This window comes from Fictibacillus terranigra (assembly GCF_030412265.1).
Taxonomy (GTDB): Bacteria; Bacillota; Bacilli; order Bacillales; family Fictibacillaceae; genus Fictibacillus_C; species Fictibacillus_C terrinigri.
The window spans coordinates 1301109-1318230 of the sequence record NZ_JAUHLN010000001.1 but is presented as its reverse complement, the minus strand read 5'-3'; the positions used below and the strand labels follow the sequence as shown (position 1 = coordinate 1318230).

The 17122-nt window shown below is 46.1% G+C and carries 14 protein-coding genes and 2 tRNA genes; all 16 read right to left on the bottom strand.

Going from position 1 to position 17122, the window contains the following annotated elements:
- Positions 1-20: 20 nt before the first annotated feature.
- Entirely contained in the window at positions 21-1562 is a 1542-nt protein-coding gene (locus tag QYF49_RS06595) for a 2-isopropylmalate synthase (protein WP_290398795.1), read from the bottom strand.
- Positions 1549-2580 carry a ketol-acid reductoisomerase gene (ilvC, locus tag QYF49_RS06590; RefSeq protein ID WP_290398794.1) on the bottom strand — a complete coding sequence of 344 codons (1032 nt, stop codon included), beginning with the start codon at positions 2578-2580 and terminating at the stop codon, positions 1549-1551. The genes QYF49_RS06595 and ilvC overlap by 14 nt, the downstream gene beginning before the upstream one ends.
- A gap of 32 nt (positions 2581-2612) precedes the next feature.
- Positions 2613-3131 carry an acetolactate synthase small subunit gene (ilvN, locus tag QYF49_RS06585; protein ID WP_290398793.1) on the bottom strand — a complete coding sequence of 173 codons (519 nt, stop codon included), beginning with the start codon at positions 3129-3131 and terminating at the stop codon, positions 2613-2615.
- Positions 3128-4846: an acetolactate synthase large subunit gene (gene ilvB, locus QYF49_RS06580; protein WP_290398792.1), complete on the bottom strand. Its 1719-nt coding sequence runs from the start codon at positions 4844-4846 to the stop codon at positions 3128-3130. The genes ilvN and ilvB overlap by 4 nt, the downstream gene beginning before the upstream one ends.
- Positions 4847-5193: 347 nt before the next feature.
- Entirely contained in the window at positions 5194-6861 is a 1668-nt protein-coding gene (gene ilvD, locus QYF49_RS06575; RefSeq protein WP_290398791.1) for a dihydroxy-acid dehydratase, read from the bottom strand.
- A 26-nt stretch (positions 6862-6887) separates the two neighbouring features.
- Entirely contained in the window at positions 6888-7793 is a 906-nt protein-coding gene (ilvE, locus tag QYF49_RS06570; protein WP_290398790.1) for a branched-chain-amino-acid transaminase, read from the bottom strand.
- Between the two features lie 327 nt (positions 7794-8120).
- Positions 8121-8197 (bottom strand) — tRNA-Arg (locus QYF49_RS06565).
- A 175-nt stretch (positions 8198-8372) separates the two neighbouring features.
- Positions 8373-8446: transfer RNA gene (locus QYF49_RS06560), tRNA-Gly, on the bottom strand.
- Positions 8447-8748: 302 nt separating this feature from the next.
- Positions 8749-9267, bottom strand: a complete 519-nt coding sequence (locus tag QYF49_RS06555; protein ID WP_290398789.1) for a metallophosphoesterase family protein — start codon at positions 9265-9267, stop codon at positions 8749-8751.
- A gap of 14 nt (positions 9268-9281) precedes the next feature.
- The gene (locus QYF49_RS06550) at positions 9282-9872 is read right to left on the bottom strand and encodes an XTP/dITP diphosphatase (protein ID WP_290398788.1); all 591 of its coding nucleotides are present in this window, start codon (positions 9870-9872) and stop codon (positions 9282-9284) included.
- Between the two features lie 14 nt (positions 9873-9886).
- Positions 9887-10624 (bottom strand): ribonuclease PH, encoded by a 738-nt coding sequence (gene rph / locus QYF49_RS06545; RefSeq protein WP_290399067.1) that lies wholly within the window; start codon positions 10622-10624, stop codon positions 9887-9889.
- A 95-nt stretch (positions 10625-10719) separates the two neighbouring features.
- Positions 10720-11769, bottom strand: a complete 1050-nt coding sequence (locus tag QYF49_RS06540) for a GerMN domain-containing protein (RefSeq protein ID WP_290398787.1) — start codon at positions 11767-11769, stop codon at positions 10720-10722.
- Positions 11770-11939: 170 nt separating this feature from the next.
- Positions 11940-12746: a glutamate racemase gene (gene racE, locus QYF49_RS06535; RefSeq protein ID WP_290398786.1), complete on the bottom strand. Its 807-nt coding sequence runs from the start codon at positions 12744-12746 to the stop codon at positions 11940-11942.
- A gap of 226 nt (positions 12747-12972) precedes the next feature.
- On the bottom strand, positions 12973-14685 hold the full coding sequence (gene ptsP, locus QYF49_RS06530; RefSeq protein ID WP_290398785.1) for a phosphoenolpyruvate--protein phosphotransferase: 1713 nt from the start codon (positions 14683-14685) through the stop codon (positions 12973-12975).
- Positions 14685-14951, bottom strand: coding sequence for a phosphocarrier protein HPr (locus tag QYF49_RS06525; protein ID WP_290398784.1), 267 nt, complete (start codon positions 14949-14951; stop codon positions 14685-14687). The genes ptsP and QYF49_RS06525 overlap by 1 nt, the downstream gene beginning before the upstream one ends.
- A 23-nt stretch (positions 14952-14974) precedes the next feature.
- Positions 14975-17011: a glucose-specific PTS transporter subunit IIBC gene (ptsG, locus tag QYF49_RS06520; RefSeq protein WP_290398783.1), complete on the bottom strand. Its 2037-nt coding sequence runs from the start codon at positions 17009-17011 to the stop codon at positions 14975-14977.
- Positions 17012-17122 lie beyond the last annotated feature (111 nt).

The window sequence follows — 17122 nt, the reverse complement described above, 5'->3', positions numbered from 1 at the left end:
TTAACCCCTCCTCATAAAATTTATAGACTGACTTTAGCTAATTCGTCCTTTTGCGCATTCATAATCGTTTTATTTAATGCGTGGACATATGCCTTTGCAGATGCCTGCAGCACGTCCTGAGCGGTTCCGCTTCCGTTGATCTCCTGGTCTTCGTACTTTAGCAGCACATAGACCTGTGCGAGCGCATCCCTTCCTGAGCCAACGGACTGGATGCGGTAATCCTTCAGGTGCACTGGCAGGGGCAGCATCTTATCCAATGTATTGTAGATGGCCTCTACACTTCCTGATCCTGTTCCTGCTTCCTGAATTCGTTTTCCGTCCGGTGATTTTAATGTAATGGTCGCTGTCGGAATGTTGTTCGTTCCATAATTAACCTGGATGTCTCCCAACTGATACATAGGGACTGGAGGCTGAATCTGATGTTCGAGCAGGAGTGCCAGAATGTCTTCTTCCGTCAGCTCCTTTTTCCTGTCAGCGAGTTCTTTAAATTCTCCGAACAGTTCGTTGAGCTGTTCTTCGCCTGGTTCAAAGCCCAGTTTGTTAATATGTTTTCGGAAGGCATGTCTTCCGGAATGCTTGCCAAGAACCAACTGATTGGAAGAAACTCCAACGAGCTCGGGAGTAATAATTTCATAGGTGGATTTTTCCTTCAGGACGCCATCCTGATGGATGCCCGATTCATGGGCAAAGGCATTCCTTCCCACCACTGCTTTATTCGGCGGAACACTAATGCCGGTCAGCCTGCTGACAAGACTGCTCGTTCGGCTGATCTCCTTAAGTTCCATGCGTGTTTCCGCCTGATAGAAGCTTCTTCGGATCGCAAGGGCAACCGCTATTTCTTCTAATGAAGCATTTCCTGCTCTCTCACCGATTCCGTTGATCGCACCTTCGATCTGATCTGCACCGTTCTCTATGGCTGCCAAGGAATTGGCAACCGCCATCCCCAGGTCATCATGGCAATGAGCCGATAGTTTCGCCTTGTGGATATTTGGAACATGCTCTCTTACGTACCGGAACAGGTGACCGTATTCGGCAGGGCTGTAATACCCTACCGTATCCGGAAGATTGATGACCGAAGCACCTGCATCAATCACCTGTTCTATAATTTTTACAAGAAAAGCCAGATCTGACCGGCAGGCATCCTCTGCGGACCATTGGACGACTGGAAAGCGCTTGCGTGCGTATTTTACTGATTGAACGGCGGTTTCGACTACCTCATCGGGTGTTTTCTTCAGCTTATATGTCATATGGATGGGTGAAGTAGCCAAGAAAACATGAAGCCGGGGTTCTGCTGATCCCTTTAACGCTTCCCATGCTGCATCAATGTCTTTCGTTGTGGAACGGGCAAGACCGGTAACCGAGCTGTTCTTGATTTCTTCAGCGATTCGTTTCACTGCCGCAAGATCACCGGGGGAGGCTGCCGGAAATCCCGCTTCGATGATATCCACACCGAGCCGTTCGAGCTGTTTGGCGATCTCAAGCTTTTCCTGGGCATTCAGGTTCACTCCTGCCGTCTGCTCCCCGTCTCTTAATGTGGTGTCAAAGATATCAATTTTTCGCACTTGTCACCGCCTCCTTCGTTTTTTGCTTTTGTTGTTTAACAAAAGGCATCATCGCTCTGAGTTCACGGCCCACTACTTCGATCGGGTGTTGTTTTTCACTCTCATTGATCGCATGGAATACTGGACGGTTCGCCTGGTTTTCCAAGATCCACCCTTTGGCAAACTCCCCGCTTTGGATATCCTTTAATACTGCTCTCATTTTTGTTCTTGTATCTTCATCAACCACTCTCGGGCCAGATTGGAAGTCTCCCCACTGTGCTGTATCAGAAATGGAATATCTCATTCCTTCCAGTCCGCCTTCGTACATTAGATCAACAATCAGCTTCAGTTCATGTAAACATTCAAAGTAGGCCACTTCTGGCTGATAGCCTGCTTCGACGAGCGTTTCAAATCCTGTCTTTACTAGAGAGGTCAGCCCGCCGCACAATACCGCCTGTTCACCGAAAAGGTCCGTTTCGGTCTCTTCTTTAAACGTAGTCTCGAGAACACCTGCTCTTGCGGCTCCAATTCCTTTTGCGTATTCCAACGCTGTTTCTTTCGCTGTTCCAGTTACGTCTTGATATACCGCGATAAGGGCAGGCACCCCTGCTCCGGCTTCATATGTCCGTCTTACGAGATGTCCTGGCCCTTTAGGTGCAACAAGGAATACATCCACGAAGTCCGGCGGAACGATCTGATGGAAATGGACGTTGAAGCCATGGGCGAAAACAAGGGACTTACCAGGTGCCAGCGCCGGTTTGATCTCTTTTTTGTAAACTTGCGGCTGAAGTTCATCCGGAAGAAGAATCATGATCACATCCGCTTCATTGGCAGCTTCTTCAACTGAGGCTACACGGACACCATCCTGGACGGCCTGATCATAAGATTTACCTTGTCTTACTCCGACAACCACGTCATAACCGCTTTCCTGCAGGTTTAGAGCATGGGCATGCCCCTGTGAGCCGTATCCGATCACGGCTACCTTTTTTCCGTTTAAATATTGATCTGCGATTTCCTTGTCATAGTATACTTTTGCCATTTTACATCTCTCCTCAATTTTTATTGGTATGATTAAATGATTGAAAACTGGTTCAGGTTATACACGGTCCTCTGTGTTCCGCGCGGCATTGCCGTCAGTCCGGTCCTTGAGATCTCCTTGATCCCGTATGGCCTCAGCAGCTCGATCAATGCCTCTACTTTATCGTTGTCCCCGGTTACCTCAATGGTCACATTCTCAAGGCTGACATCGATGATCGACGCCCTGAAAGGTTCAATGATGACCTTAATCTCACTTCTCGTATCCGGTGTGGTCAGTACTTTGATCAAAGCCAGTTCCCTTGCCACAAGAGCCATGTCTGTCAGGTCCTTCACCTTCAGCACATCAATCTGCTTATGGAGCTGTTTAAGCAGCTGTTCGAGTTTCCTGTCATCCTCCACCTGTACAACAATGGTGATCTTTGATATACCGGGATCATCGGAATGTCCTACAGTAATACTCTCAATGTTAAATTGCCTTTTGGTCAGCAGTCCGGTCAGCCTGTTGAGAACACCGCTCTGGTTTAAAACGGTTGCTGTAATAATGCGCCTCATGGTTTCACCCCGATCATTTGATGAATTCCTTTCCCGGGTGCGATCATCGGATAGACGTTCTCATCCGATGTCACCCTGCAGTCGAGCAAGAAAGGTGAGTTGGATGCCAGCGCCCTAGCAAATTCCTGGCGGGCTTCTTCTTCAGTTCCCGCAACCGCCCCATCAATTCCATAAGCAGCTGCAAGCTTCACGAAATCAGGCTGGACTGGAATCAAAGACTGGGAATATCGTTCTTCGTAAAAGATTTCCTGCCACTGTCTTACCATTCCGAGTGATTGGTTATTGACGATAACAATGATGACCGGAAGCTTTAATTCCTGAAGGACAGACAGCTCTTGGAGTGTCATTTGAAAACCGCCATCACCTGTTACGGCTACAACGGGAAGTCCCGGATTGCCAATTTTAGCGCCAATCGCGGCTGGGAACCCGAATCCCATCGTTCCCAAACCTCCGGATGTTACCCAGCGGTTTGGTTTTGAAAAACCGTAATATTGCGCGGTCCACATCTGATGCTGTCCAACATCGGTCGTCACAATAGCTTCTCCTTTTGTTTCTTCATGGATGATTTCAAGGAGCCGCTGAGGCTTTAATGTTTTATCATCTTTTTTATACCAGAGCGGGTAGCTGCTTTTCAGCTCGGATAGATGATAGACCCATTCCGCCGTATCCCCTGAAGAAGTGCTCTCGCGGAGCAGGGCAGATACGGTATGTTTGGCGCATCCTACGATCGGAATCAATGTTTCTACATTTTTGCCGATCTCCGCCGGATCAATATCGATATGAGCTACTGCTGCCTTTTGGGCGAAATGGTTAAGATCACCAGTCAGCCGGTCATCAAACCGCGCTCCAATTCCAATGAGAAGATCGCATTCGTACAACGCAATATTGGCGGCATAGGTCCCATGCATTCCGGCCATCCCAAGGAAGAGTGGATGATCGGACGGGAAGCTTCCTAACCCGAGCAACGTATTCGCAACAGGGATCCGGTGCTGTTCAGCCAAGGACAGGATCTCTTTCTCTGCACCCGCAAACAGTACGCCTGCACCTGCAAGAATGACTGGCTTTTTCGCTGTCGCAATGGCGTCTGCCAGACGTTTCACCTGAAGCAGATTCGGCATAACTGTTGGCTGATATCCCGGAAGCGAAACGTCCTTCGGCGCAGCGTACGCTCCCAAAGCCGTTGAGATATCTTTAGGAATATCCACCAGAACCGGACCAGGCCTTCCTGACTGGGCGATATGAAAGGCTTCCTGAATGATTCCGGGGAGGTCTTCCACTCTTCTTACCTGGTAATTGTGTTTGGTGATCGGCATCGTCACACCGACAATATCAGCTTCCTGGAAGGCGTCCGTTCCAATGACGGTTGTTGCCACTTGACCGGTAAATATGACAAGAGGGAGTGAATCAATCATCGCATCAGCAATTCCGGTTACTAGATTGGTTGCCCCCGGTCCCGAAGTGGCAATCACAACTCCAGCTTTACCGGTAACCCTGGCAAATCCTTGAGCCGCATGAATAGCTCCTTGCTCATGGCGGGTTAGAATATGTCTGATCTTTTTCTTGTACAATGCATCGTAGATGGGAAGAACAGCACCTCCGGGATATCCGAACAATACCTCTACCCCTTCTTTCTCGAGTGCTTCCATCAGCATGTCTGCTCCTGACATCATTTGAACTTTACTTTTTTCTTCATCAGCCACCCAGCTGGCTTTCATTCCTGATTCCTCCCTTTATAAAATCAAAATAAAAAACCTTTTCACCCAAAATGACAGTGTTCTGCTGCCAAAGGGGTGAAAAGGCTTCTTTTCACGGTACCACCCTTCTTCGCGGCTGTGCTGCAAGCCGCCTCATGGACGAATTGATTCGCCCGGTTTGATAACAAGTTAACACCTTTTCCGGGTTAACTTGGCCTGCCCTACTGGCTTACAGCGTTCGGACAGGCACTCAGGGGTGAGGTCCTGATAAGAGTATTACCGGCTCTCAGCGTTTCCGGCTCTCTGTGAATACTCTGTTATCATTCTTCCCCTTCATCGATTTAGCTCTATTTTCCTTTTTTAGATGGTTAAATCTTTAGAACTCCGCCAGTATTGGCAGAAGTGACAAGCTTGGAGTAACGGGCAAGATAGCCTTGCTTAATTTTTGGTTCAGGCTGTTTCCAGTCCGCTTTTCTTTTTTCAAGTTCTTCTGTGCTCACCATAAGATTGATTGTTCTTTTCGTCAGATCAATGAGTATGTGGTCTCCGTTCTCCAGGAATGCAATGGGTCCTCCTTCAGCTGCTTCAGGTGAAATGTGCCCAATGGATATGCCTCTGGAAGCTCCGGAAAATCTTCCGTCAGTTATTAAAGCGACCTTGGTGCTTAGTCCCATTCCTGCAATGGCGGAGGTAGGTGAAAGCATTTCCGGCATCCCCGGTCCGCCTTTCGGTCCTTCATAGCGGATGACTACAACGTGGCCTTCTTTTACCTTTCCGCTGTTGATGCCCTCTAACGCCTCATCCTGTGATTCAAAAACGATGGCTTCTCCTTCAAAATATTTTATTGAAGGGTCGACCCCGCCCACCTTGATCACACATCCATCCGGAGCAAGATTTCCATAAAGGATGGAAAGTCCTCCTACAGGGCTGTAGGCGTTGTCTGGATAACGGATGACATCGCTGTTTGTAATGGAGGCATCTTGTATATTTTCATAAAGAGTGTCACCTGTTATAGTGATCCGGTCTCTATGAACTGCGCCGTCTATACCGCATAGCTGTTTGATGATGGCGCTGACTCCACCCGCTTCATGGACATCCTGCATCGTATAATCGGATGCGGGACTGATCTTCGATAAATACGGGACTCTCTCAGCAACCTCATTAATTCGTTTCAAATCATATTCGATTCCCGCCTCATTAGCGATGGCCAGCATGTGGAGAACCGTATTCGTTGATCCTCCCATGGCCATATCCAATGCGAAAGCGTCATCGATGGCTTCTTTTGTAATAATGTCTCTCGGCCTGATGTCGCGTTCAACGAGTTCCATCAAACAGGAGGCAGCGTCTTTATAAAGCTTATCCCGCTCTTTCGAAGTGGCAACCAGGGTTCCGTTTCCTGGAAGCGTGATTCCGAGCATTTCCATAATGGAGTTCATGCTGTTTGCCGTAAACATCCCAGAACAGGAACCGCAGGTCGGACAGGCGCTTGTTTCAAGTTCCAGCAGTTCTTCCCTCGACATCTTACCGGAAAGATGGGACCCGACTCCTTCGAATACCGATACGAGCGAGAGCGATTTTCCTGCAGAAGATTTTCCCGCCTCCATCGGTCCGCCTGATACAAATACGGCTGGCACATTCGTTCTGACTGCCGCCATCAGCATTCCTGGCGTTATCTTGTCACAGTTCGGAATAAAGAAGACTCCGTCGAACCAGTGGGCATTAATGACGGTTTCTGCTGAATCCGCGATAATTTCACGGCTCGGAAGCGAATAGCGCATCCCGATGTGGCCCATGGCGATCCCGTCATCGACTCCGATGGTATTAAACTCGAACGGAACACCGCCTGCTTCCCGAATCGCTTGCTTTACTTTTTCACCCACTTTATTGAGGTGCATATGCCCGGGGATAATATCGACATACGAGTTACAGACCCCGATGAACGGTTTGTTCATATCTTCTTCTTTGACACCGGCAGCATGCAGCAAACTTCGATGCGGCGCACGGTCGATTCCTTTTTTTATCATGTTACTGCGCATAAACCACAACTCCTGTTACGAATTAATTATCCCGCCTGAACGGTACTGGAAGCCGGATAAACTTTGACTCCCTCTTCAACAACTCTTTGTCTGAACATTTGAAGCAAGGTGTTCGTGTGTTTTCCCGGAACCCCTTCACCGATCACCCGGCCATCCACTTTTATAACTGCGATGACTTCGGCTGCGGTTCCTGTGAGAAACACTTCATCAGCCACATAAACATCATGTCTTGTAAATGGCTCTTCGCTTACGCGGTAGCCAAGCTCTGAAGCAATCTCAAGAATGGCGTTTCGTGTAATTCCCTCAAGCGCTCCCAGGTAACCAGGAGGTGTCTTAATGCTGTTTCCTTTTACAATGAATACGTTGTCCGCCGAACCCTCTGCCACATAGCCTTGATCGTTCAGCATGAGCGCCTCGCTCACCCCGGCCAGATTGGCTTCGATCTTCACCAGAATGTTGTTCAAATAATTCAGTGACTTCACTTTAGGGCTGAGAACATCTGCCCGGTTCCGGCGGCTCGCTACGGTTACAATTTCAATTCCAGTTTCATAAAGTTTTTTAGGGAAGAGGGCCAGCTGCTCTGCAATGACTATGACTCCAGGCTTCGCACAGCTAAAGGGATCCAAGCCTAAATTCCCTCTGCCTCTTGATATGACTAAACGAATGTAGGCATCACGATACTGGTTTTTCTGGAGCGTCTCGACAATAATTTTTGTTAGCTCCTCTTTCGTGTGCGGAATGGTTAACATGATGGATTGAGCTGATTCAAACAGACGCTTTAGATGTTCATCAATCCGATAAACATTTCCATTGTAGACTCGAATGCCTTCAAACACCCCATCTCCGTATAAAAATCCATGGTCGTACACAGAGACTTTGGCGTCTTCTTTTAAGACAAATTCGCCGTCTACATAAACCCATTGTTCTTGCATCGTGATCCTCCTTTTCTTCTTCGTGAATTGTTCGAATATTTAAATAGAACCTGATAATTGCTGATTATGTTACGCCCCTTTTCGTTCTAGGTCAACCACCTTTTTTAAAAAATTAAATTTTTCTGTTTATTCAGTTTTTTTGTATCCGCTTACATTCTTTGTTTATCAAAGAAAACAAGGACAAACGCCGAAATTGTAAACATTTTTAAAGCGCTTACAAAATAAGGACGGCCCGCATGCAAGCTGCGTAAATAGAACACAAAAAAAGACACCTTTTCCAGTACATTTAATCGATGTACTGAAAAGGTGCTGCATATGTAAGTTAGATGGCGTCCCAGGAGAGATTCGAACTCCCGACCGTACGCTTAGAAGGCGTATGCTCTATCCGGCTGAGCTACTGGGACATATGTATTTTAGAGCCCTTTTCGCTTAGCAATGCAACTTCATGCGATTGCAGAGCGCTGCGGGCACACAGTTTTGTTTTCCTCGGGGAAAACATATGATCAATCAAATCTTTGACTTTTCCAGTATAAAAAAGTCTTGCCTGTTTGTTTCCATTGCGACGTGAGAAATAGCAAATGGAGCGGGTGATGAGAATCGAACTCACGACCAGAGCTTGGAAGGCTCTTGTTTTACCACTAAACTACACCCGCAAGTAGGTAACTTGGCCGCCGCTAGCATCAGCGACATAAGTAAATATACTATATCTTTTATAGCATGTCAACAGTTTTGGGGAGAAAAATCTCCCCGTCAATAAGAAAAGCGAAAGTGCCCCGTTAAAGTCCCACAAGCACTGGAGCTTTTACACAGCAACACGCTTTTTATGTTGAGGTGTAAAAGTGAAGCGACCAAGGATGAAGATCTTACTTTTTATCCTCCGAGGACTTACGCTGAAAACATGAAATACGGTTTTCAGCCTTGGGCACTGCAGCTAGACATTACATCCCGCAATCCTCTAGCTTGAAAACTGAAATTCTCTTCTAAGGTCTTCGACTTCTTGCCCTTCAAGATCCAGAAAGTATACGGTCACCGAACTGCCGTCAACCTCGCAGACCGCATACGTTTTCTCAAAGCGTTCCCTCGGCATTCTGATGCTCCCGGGGTTAATATATACATGGCCATTCTTTTCAAAACTGTGCGCGGCATGGGAGTGTCCATAACAAATAATCCTGGCTCCCGTTTCTTCCCCCCTATAGGTGAGAGATACAAGCGACATTTTTACATTGTACAAATGACCGTGAGTAACATAAAAGCATGTGTCCCCAATCAGCTCTATGGCTTCAGTAGGAAGGTCCGGGGCCGCATAATCCATATTTCCCTGCACCGTGATAAAATCCTTTAATTCACGAGAGTCGGCCGTAAGTTCAGAATCACCGCAATGAATCATTGCTTGTACTTCATCGCGATGGCGGTCTTTAATCATTTCGAGTTCTTTTTTATATCCATGGCTGTCACTGACAATTAACACTTTCACAGTTGGCTAACCTCCTAAAACAGCAGATGAATCTGATCCTTAAGCTTCGCCATGGCGTTTGCGCGATGGCTGATTTTATTCTTCTCTTCTTTAGTTAGCTCTGCCATTGTAGACGAAGTGTTCTTTACGAAGAAGATTGGGTCATAACCAAATCCGTTGCTTCCGACTTTTTTATAGCCAATCTCGCCTTCACAATAGCCTTCAACAATCAATGTTTCCTTTCCCGGCCTAGCCACAGCGAGCGCACAAACAAAACGGGCACTGCGTTCCTCCGGCGGCACACTTCGCATCTCATCGAGCACCTTGTCTATATTTTTGTCATCGTCCTTTTCCATTCCCGCATATCGGGCAGAGAAAACCCCCGGCCTTCCGTCCAATGCATCAATCACAAGACCTGAATCATCTGCGATTACAGGAAGGTTGTATAGCACCGAGATTTCTTCCGCTTTTATTTTTGCATTTTCAGAAAATGTTGTTCCCGTTTCTTCAACATCCGGCGTGTTTTCCACATCCAGCAGCGAGGTTACTTCCATACCAAGTTCTGCGAACATGAATTTGAATTCTTTTACTTTCCCTTCATTTTTCGTTGCAATCAGTACCTTCATGGACTATCCCTGCCTTACTTTATTAGTTTCGCCAGATCACCCAGCACTTCCTTCTGAATGCCAATTAATTCAGTGACGCCTCTCGTACCCAGATCTAGAAGTTTTTGCAGCTCTTGATAGGAAAAGGTGGCTTCTTCACCTGTTCCCTGAAGTTCGACAAATTCTCCGTTTCCGGTCATCACAATATTCATGTCTACTGAGGCGGTTGAATCTTCAGCATAATTCAAATCGAGCAAGGCTCCTTCTTTTTCATCAATCCCTGCAGAAGTGGCCGCGAGAAAATCCTTTACCGGCATTTGCTTAATCGCTTTATTCTCAAGCAGCTTTCCAAACGCTAAAACCACCGCTACAAACGATCCGGTAATGGAAGCGGTTCTTGTGCCGCCGTCTGCCTGGATAACATCGCAGTCCACCCAAACCGTCCGCTCTCCCACTTTGGCCAGATCAACGACTGAACGCAGCGCCCTGCCGATCAGACGCTGAATCTCCATCGTCCGCCCCGTTACTTTCCCCTTGCTGGACTCCCTGATCGTACGCTGTTCTGTAGCGCGTGGAAGCATTGAATATTCGGCAGTTATCCATCCTTTACCCTGCCCTCTCAGAAATGGAGGGACTCGGTCTTCAACACTTGCTGTACAAATTACTTTAGTGTCACCTACAGTGATAAGAACGGAGCCTTCAGGATGCTTTATGTAATCTTTATCGATCTTTACGGGCCTTAGTTCATCGTTAGCCCTTCCGTCATTCCTCATCATTAACCTCCTGCGTTATGCTGCTCATATTCATCATCATAAAAAAAGAGAAGGCTTGAGCCGTCTCTTTTATCCTACCACAAGTTATTGATGGATTAAAATTCACCGGTGTTTACCATTGATGGACGTGAAACAGGAGCCGTAATCGCCTTTCCGTCTTCATACTTAAGTTTTGTTCTTCCGTTTACATGAATGGCTACTTTTTTCACATCATTTAATTCTGTCAAGGACAATACGATAGATTTAAGTACCGCATCATCAATTGTATTTTCCGATTTATTATCCAGGATAGCTTTATTAAAATTAAGTGTGGCGACACCATTTTTAACGACAGGCGTATCAAGAAGCTGCACATCGTTTCTGAATCCGCTCAGCAGCCGGCTTTGTTCTCCTGGCCCTTGAATCAGTTCTTGAACAGCTGCTGTAATTTTATCGCTGTCATTTTGAGCGATCCTCCGAGTCACGGGAACGTAATATTCCTGGGATCCATTGTCCGCTACGAAGTACAGAGTAGCCGTATCGCTGCTGTTCATGTTCACTACATCGCCATTTTCAATATTTATGCCGTCAGCCCGGCTGACTCCTTCATCAATCGGTGTATGATTGACAGGCATGACTTTCTGATCCTTGCCGTCTATTTGGATTTTTACATTTTTTATCGTATCGAATTGAGTAAGCGTGAAAGTAATCGCCTGCAAGAGCTTTTGCTCATCCTGCCCTCTGTAATCCTTGAATTCTTTTGAAAAATTTGCGATTGCCGTACCGTCTTTTCCAACGACTACATCGAGCACCTGTGTATCCGGCGGGAGCACAGCCTGGAATCCATTCGGCAGAATATTGGATACCGGACCGTCTTTCACAAGGTATTCTAACACTTGTTTTGCAGCTGTACCCGATTTTGGCAGATTCAGCATCTGGGGCACGACAAGCCCGTTGCTGTCCAATAAGAACAGCTGTCGCTTCACAGAGTTTTTGCTCTCTTTGGCAGCCGTTTCTTTATCAAGGGACTTGCCTTCTTTCACGTAGTTCACTTTCGGGGGATCGAGCTCATTTCCTGTTTTTTCTCCCCCCAGTCCGCACCCCGCCATCAGCAGTGACACTGATAGAAGCAGCAGCGGTGCCCCTGCCCTCATTTTTTTGTACATACTTTTCCCTCCCCAAGTGGTTGTACTACTATGTATACGGGCTGTCCCGCCGTTTAGACCATTCCGAAAAAAAATAAAAGGACAAAACCACTCAATGGTTTTGTCCTAAAAAAATATATGACAAAAACCACTCAATGGTTTTGTCCTAAAAAAATATATGACAAAAAAACTCAATGGTTTTGCCCTAATTTGATATAGTGCACCTGTTCTACTTTTTGTTCCATCCAGAGGTTGGCGATTTCAAGGAAATGCCCGTTATCTGAAGTGGAAAAGAATTCATGGACCGGCTTTCGTTCTCCTGTGTACAGCAGCCCGCTGTGATCTAGAATCGCGGAAGCCTCTCTGGCTGTTTCTGCTCCCGAACAGATCAGCTTGATTTCCTCACCCATCACTTGTTGGATGACCGGGCGCAGCAGCGGATAGTGGGTACATCCGAGAATGAGCGTATCGATCGGTGTTTCTTTTAAAGGCTGAAGCACCCGGTGTACCACATGCGCCGTTTCCTCTCCTGTCAGTTCTCCGTTCTCGACGAGCGGAACGAACGGAGGACAGGCAAGGCTATGAACCATGACATCGCCCTTGATGCTCTTTAAAGCCTTTTCATATGCCCCGCTTTTTACCGTACCGATCGTCCCTATAATGCCGATCTGCTGATTTCTCGTCACTTTCAGGGCGGTTCTCGCGCCAGGGTGTATAACGCCTATGACCGGTATGCTGAGCCTTTTTTTCACTTCATCCAGTATAGCTGCCGTCGCCGTGTTGCAGGCTATAACAAGCATCTTAATTTCCTTGCTTAGAAGAAACTCAATCATTTCCAGCGTGTACTGCCTTACTTCCTGCATTGGCCTTGGACCATAAGGACAGCGTGCAGTATCACCCAAATAATAAATTTCTTCTTTTGGCAGCTGCCTGATGATTTCTCGTGCAACCGTTAAACCGCCTACACCTGAGTCGATGACGCCTATTGGTTTATCCATTTGTTCGCCTCTTCTTTCTATCGGTGTCTTTTCATGTTGTATGCCCAAACAAGAGGCCTATTTCCTCTCTGTTTCATAGCATCCTTCATTCACACCGCTCTAACACAAAAAATCCTTCAAAAGAATAAAATAAAACTTGAATCTTGTCAATAGTCGGCATAAGAAGAAAAGCCGACTCCTGTTCACTGCGTTAAGGCAATGAACAGGAAATCAGCTTTACTATGCATTAGAAATTTTCGTTTACAAACTTCACAACATCTTCCGCAATATCCATGTTTAAGATCGTTTCCACATGTTTTTCTGCTTCCGTTTTGGAAAGTTTGGAAAGCTGGCTTCTCGCAGGAAGGACCGATGTCGCACTCATGGAGAACTCATCAAGTCCAAGGCCTAAAAGAATTGGGATCGCAATCGGATCTCCAGCCATCTCGCCGCACATTCCCACCCATTTGCCTTCTTTATGGGCAGCTTTGATCACCATTTGGATCAGCCTTAGGATAGCCGGGTTATATGGCTGATAAAGGTAAGAAACTCTTTCATTCATCCTGTCAGCGGCCATTGTGTATTGAATAAGGTCGTTCGTACCGATGGAAAAGAAATCAACTTCTTTTGCAAAACGGTCTGAAAGAACAGCAGTCGAAGGAATCTCTACCATGATTCCGATCTCGATGTTATCAGAAACGGAAACATTTTCATTCACAAGCTTCTCTTTTTCTTCTAGAAGAACTTGCTTAGCTGAACGGAATTCGACTAACGTTGCAATCATCGGGAACATGATTTTCAAATTACCGTAAGCACTTGCACGCAGCAATGCTCTAAGCTGGGTCCTGAAAATATCTTGCTGCTCCAAGCAAAGGCGAATTGCTCTAAACCCAAGGAACGGGTTCATTTCTTTTGGAAGGTCCAGATATGGAAGCTCTTTATCGCCGCCGATATCGAGTGTACGGATGACGACAGGTTTTCCTTCCATTTTTTCAAGAACTTCTCTATAAGCCTTGAATTGTTCCTCTTCGGTAGGCAACTGGTCACGGCCCATATAAAGGAACTCGGTTCGGTAGAGTCCTACCCCTTCCGCTCCGTTTTCAAGAACGCCTTTAACATCCTGAGGAGTACCGATATTCGCGGCAAGCTCTGCATGGTGGCCGTCTGCGGTTGTCGTCTTTTCATTCACCAATTTTGCCCACTCTGCTTTTTGCGCTTTATAATCCTCTTGTTTCTTCTTATACATCCCGAGTTCTTCGTTCGATGGATCAATGATGACCTTGCCATCCAGTCCATCAATAATCAGCATCGTACCGCTTGAGATTTTCTCTGTTACGGTTTTTGTTCCTACGACAGCGGGAATTTCCATTGAGCGGGACATGATCGCTGAATGAGAAGTTCTGCCTCCGATATCCGTAGCAAAACCAAGGACAAACTTGCGGTTAAGCTGAGCTGTGTCAGATGGTGTCAAATCTTCCGCAATAATTACGACTTCTTCTGAGATGCTGGCAGGAGAAGAGAATTGAACACCCAATAAATGAGCAAGCACCCGTTTGGAAACGTCACGGATATCCGCAGCGCGTTCTTTCATGTACTCGTTATCCATTTGCTCAAACATGTTGATGAACATGCCTGAGATCTCATCCATCGCGCTTTCCGCGTTTACATTTTCATTCTGGATTTTGGTTTTCACCGCATCAATTAGCTCTGGATCTTCAAGGACAAGAAGATGGGCAGCAAAAATCGCTGCCTTGTCTTCCCCTAATTCTTTTAATGCATTTTCTTTGATCACCTGAAGCTCGCCTTTGGCCTTTTCAACCGCAGCTGAAAATCGTTCAACCTCAAGACCGGTATTTTCAACCGTCTTCTTTTCGATGGCTAATTCAGGATTTTCAAGAATAAATGCTTTAGCAATCGCAATGCCTGCTGATGCAGCAATACCTGAAATGATTTCAGACATTACTCACCAAGCCCTTCTTTTTTCATGACATCTGCAATTGCAGCCAATGCTTCATCAGCATCAGAACCTTCAGCTTTGATTGTGATTTCAGATCCGCTTTGAATTCCAAGGCTCATTACACCCATGATGGATTTAAGGTTTACGTTTTTGCCGTTGTAGCCAAGAGTAATGTCAGAGCTGAATTGACCTGCTTGGTTTACTAGTACTGTTGCCGGACGTGCGTGAATTCCTGAGTCGCTTGTTACTTTAAATGTTTTTTCTGCCATGATTAATAACTCCTTCGTAATTTTTATTTGATCGTAATAATATCTTCTTCACCTTTAGACACAGTTCCTGTTTTTTCAAGGTGAATGCTTTCTCCTTCAGCAAGGTTCGTAAACACAATTGGTGTGATGACTGATGGAGTATTCTCTTTAACAAATTCAAGATTAACTTTCATTAATTCTTGTCCTTGTTCTATGATGTCACCCTCATTGACAAACGATTCGAAACCTTCACCTTTCAGTTTGACCGTATCGATCCCAAAATGGATCAAAATTTCACGGCCGCCATCGGATTCGATTCCAATCGCATGCTTCGTCGGGAATACATTGATGATTTTACCGTTTACCGGCGATACTACCGTTCCATTTGAAGGTTCAACAGCAAAGCCGTCACCCATCATCTTGCCTGAGAAGACTTGGTCGGGCACTTCCGTAATAGGGATGAGTTTCCCATCAAGTGGTGAAACGAAACGCTCAGCTATCGCAGGTGCAGGAACTTCCATTTCTGTTTTTTCGGTTAACGGTTCTTTTTTCGCTGCTACTACTTTACCGTCCATAATGTCTTTGATTTCACTCTTGATGGTATCAGAACGGGTACCAAAAATGGCTTGGATGTTGTTCCCCATTTCGAGCACTCCTGATGCGCCAAGTTTTTTCAGACGATCTTTATCGACATTTTTCGCATCGTTTACAGCAACACGCAAACGTGTAATACATGCATCAAGGTCTTTAATGTTCTCTTTTCCGCCGAGTCCTTCAAGGATGTTGGCTGCTAAAGAACCTTCGTTGCTTGCGCTGACGTTTGTTTCAACTTCATCATCCACCACTTCCCGTCCTGGGGTCTTAAGATCCCATTTTCGGATGACGAAGCGGAAACCGAAGTAATAGATGACTGCCAAAACTAAACCAACTGGAATAACCAGCCACCAGGCTGTACGGTTTGGCAGAACTCCGAATAGAAGATAGTCAATGATTCCACCTGAGAATGTCATACCGATTTTAACATTTAACAGCTGCATTGTCATAAATGACAACCCGGCAAAGATGGCATGAATTCCGAATAGAACGGGTGCAACAAATAAGAATGTAAACTCAATCGGTTCCGTGATCCCTGTCAAGAAAGAAGTTAATGCAGCAGAACCCATGATTCCGGCTACAACTTTCTTGTGCTCAGGACGTGCTTCGTGATACATAGCAAGTGCGGCTGCAGGAAGCCCAAACATCATGAACGGGAATTTACCTGTCATGAAAGTACCAGCAGTTAACGGCACTCCATCCTTGATCTGTGCAAAGAAGATCTTTTGGTCCCCACGGACGATATCTCCTGCTTTGTCCGTATATTGGCCGAACTCGAACCAGAACGGCGAGTAGAAGATGTGATGAAGCCCGAAAGGAATCAACGAGCGTTCGATTACACCGAAAACAAACGCAGCCAATGTTCGGTTAGAGTCAAGCATGAAATGTGAGAATGCATTTAAACCGGCTTGGGCATACGGCCAAACACCGATCATGATAATCCCAAGAACCAATGATGAAACTGCTGTAATGATCGGTACAAATCGTTTTCCAGCAAAGAATCCTAAGTATGAGGGAAGTTCAATCTTATAAAACCGTTTATAAAGATAGGAGGCAAGTATACCGATGATGATACCGCCAAACACCCCGGTCTGCAGGGTAGGAATCCCTAACACATTTGCAAACTCCGGGTTGTCTTTGATCATGTTAGGCGTAATGCCTTTTAATGTACCCATCGTTACGTTCATAATTAAATATCCGATAATAGCTGCTAGTCCGGCTACTCCTTCTCCGCCAGCAAGTCCGACGGCAACACCGACCGCGAAAAGCAAGGACAGGTTGGAGAACACAATATTACCCGAGTTTTCCATAACGCTTGCTACAAGCTGGAACCATCCTGCTTTTAGAGCAGGTAATTTATCGAGCAATGCAGGGTTTTTGAACGCGTTACCAAACGCAAGCAGCAAGCCGGCTGCAGGCAAGATGGCTACAGGAAGCATTAATGCTTTACCTACCCTCTGCAGTACTCCAAAAATTTGTTTCCACATGGGAATTTTCCTCCTTAAAATCGTTTTTCTTTATGCTGGAAGCAGAATAAACCAAAAAAGGCATGAGTGTAAAAAAGCGCATACAAAAGCTAATCAGATATAGAATATCCG

What these genes read in the sequence shown, in the direction of transcription:
- ilvC (WP_290398794.1), bottom strand. Translation starts at nt 2,580, where the DNA reads ATGGCAAAAGTATACTATGACAAGGAAATCGCAGATCAATATTTAAAC.
- ilvN (WP_290398793.1), bottom strand. Translation starts at nt 3,131, where the DNA reads ATGAGGCGCATTATTACAGCAACCGTTTTAAACCAGAGCGGTGTTCTC.
- ilvB (WP_290398792.1), bottom strand. Translation starts at nt 4,846, where the DNA reads ATGAAAGCCAGCTGGGTGGCTGATGAAGAAAAAAGTAAAGTTCAAATG.
- ilvD (WP_290398791.1), bottom strand. Translation starts at nt 6,861, where the DNA reads ATGCGCAGTAACATGATAAAAAAAGGAATCGACCGTGCGCCGCATCGA.
- ilvE (WP_290398790.1), bottom strand. Translation starts at nt 7,793, where the DNA reads ATGCAAGAACAATGGGTTTATGTAGACGGCGAATTTGTCTTAAAAGAA.
- QYF49_RS06550 (WP_290398788.1), bottom strand. Translation starts at nt 9,872, where the DNA reads ATGAAGGTACTGATTGCAACGAAAAATGAAGGGAAAGTAAAAGAATTC.
- rph (WP_290399067.1), bottom strand. Translation starts at nt 10,624, where the DNA reads ATGAGGAATGACGGAAGGGCTAACGATGAACTAAGGCCCGTAAAGATC.
- QYF49_RS06540 (WP_290398787.1), bottom strand. Translation starts at nt 11,769, where the DNA reads ATGTACAAAAAAATGAGGGCAGGGGCACCGCTGCTGCTTCTATCAGTG.
- racE (WP_290398786.1), bottom strand. Translation starts at nt 12,746, where the DNA reads ATGGATAAACCAATAGGCGTCATCGACTCAGGTGTAGGCGGTTTAACG.
- ptsP (WP_290398785.1), bottom strand. Translation starts at nt 14,685, where the DNA reads ATGTCTGAAATCATTTCAGGTATTGCTGCATCAGCAGGCATTGCGATT.
- QYF49_RS06525 (WP_290398784.1), bottom strand. Translation starts at nt 14,951, where the DNA reads ATGGCAGAAAAAACATTTAAAGTAACAAGCGACTCAGGAATTCACGCA.
- ptsG (WP_290398783.1), bottom strand. Translation starts at nt 17,011, where the DNA reads ATGTGGAAACAAATTTTTGGAGTACTGCAGAGGGTAGGTAAAGCATTA.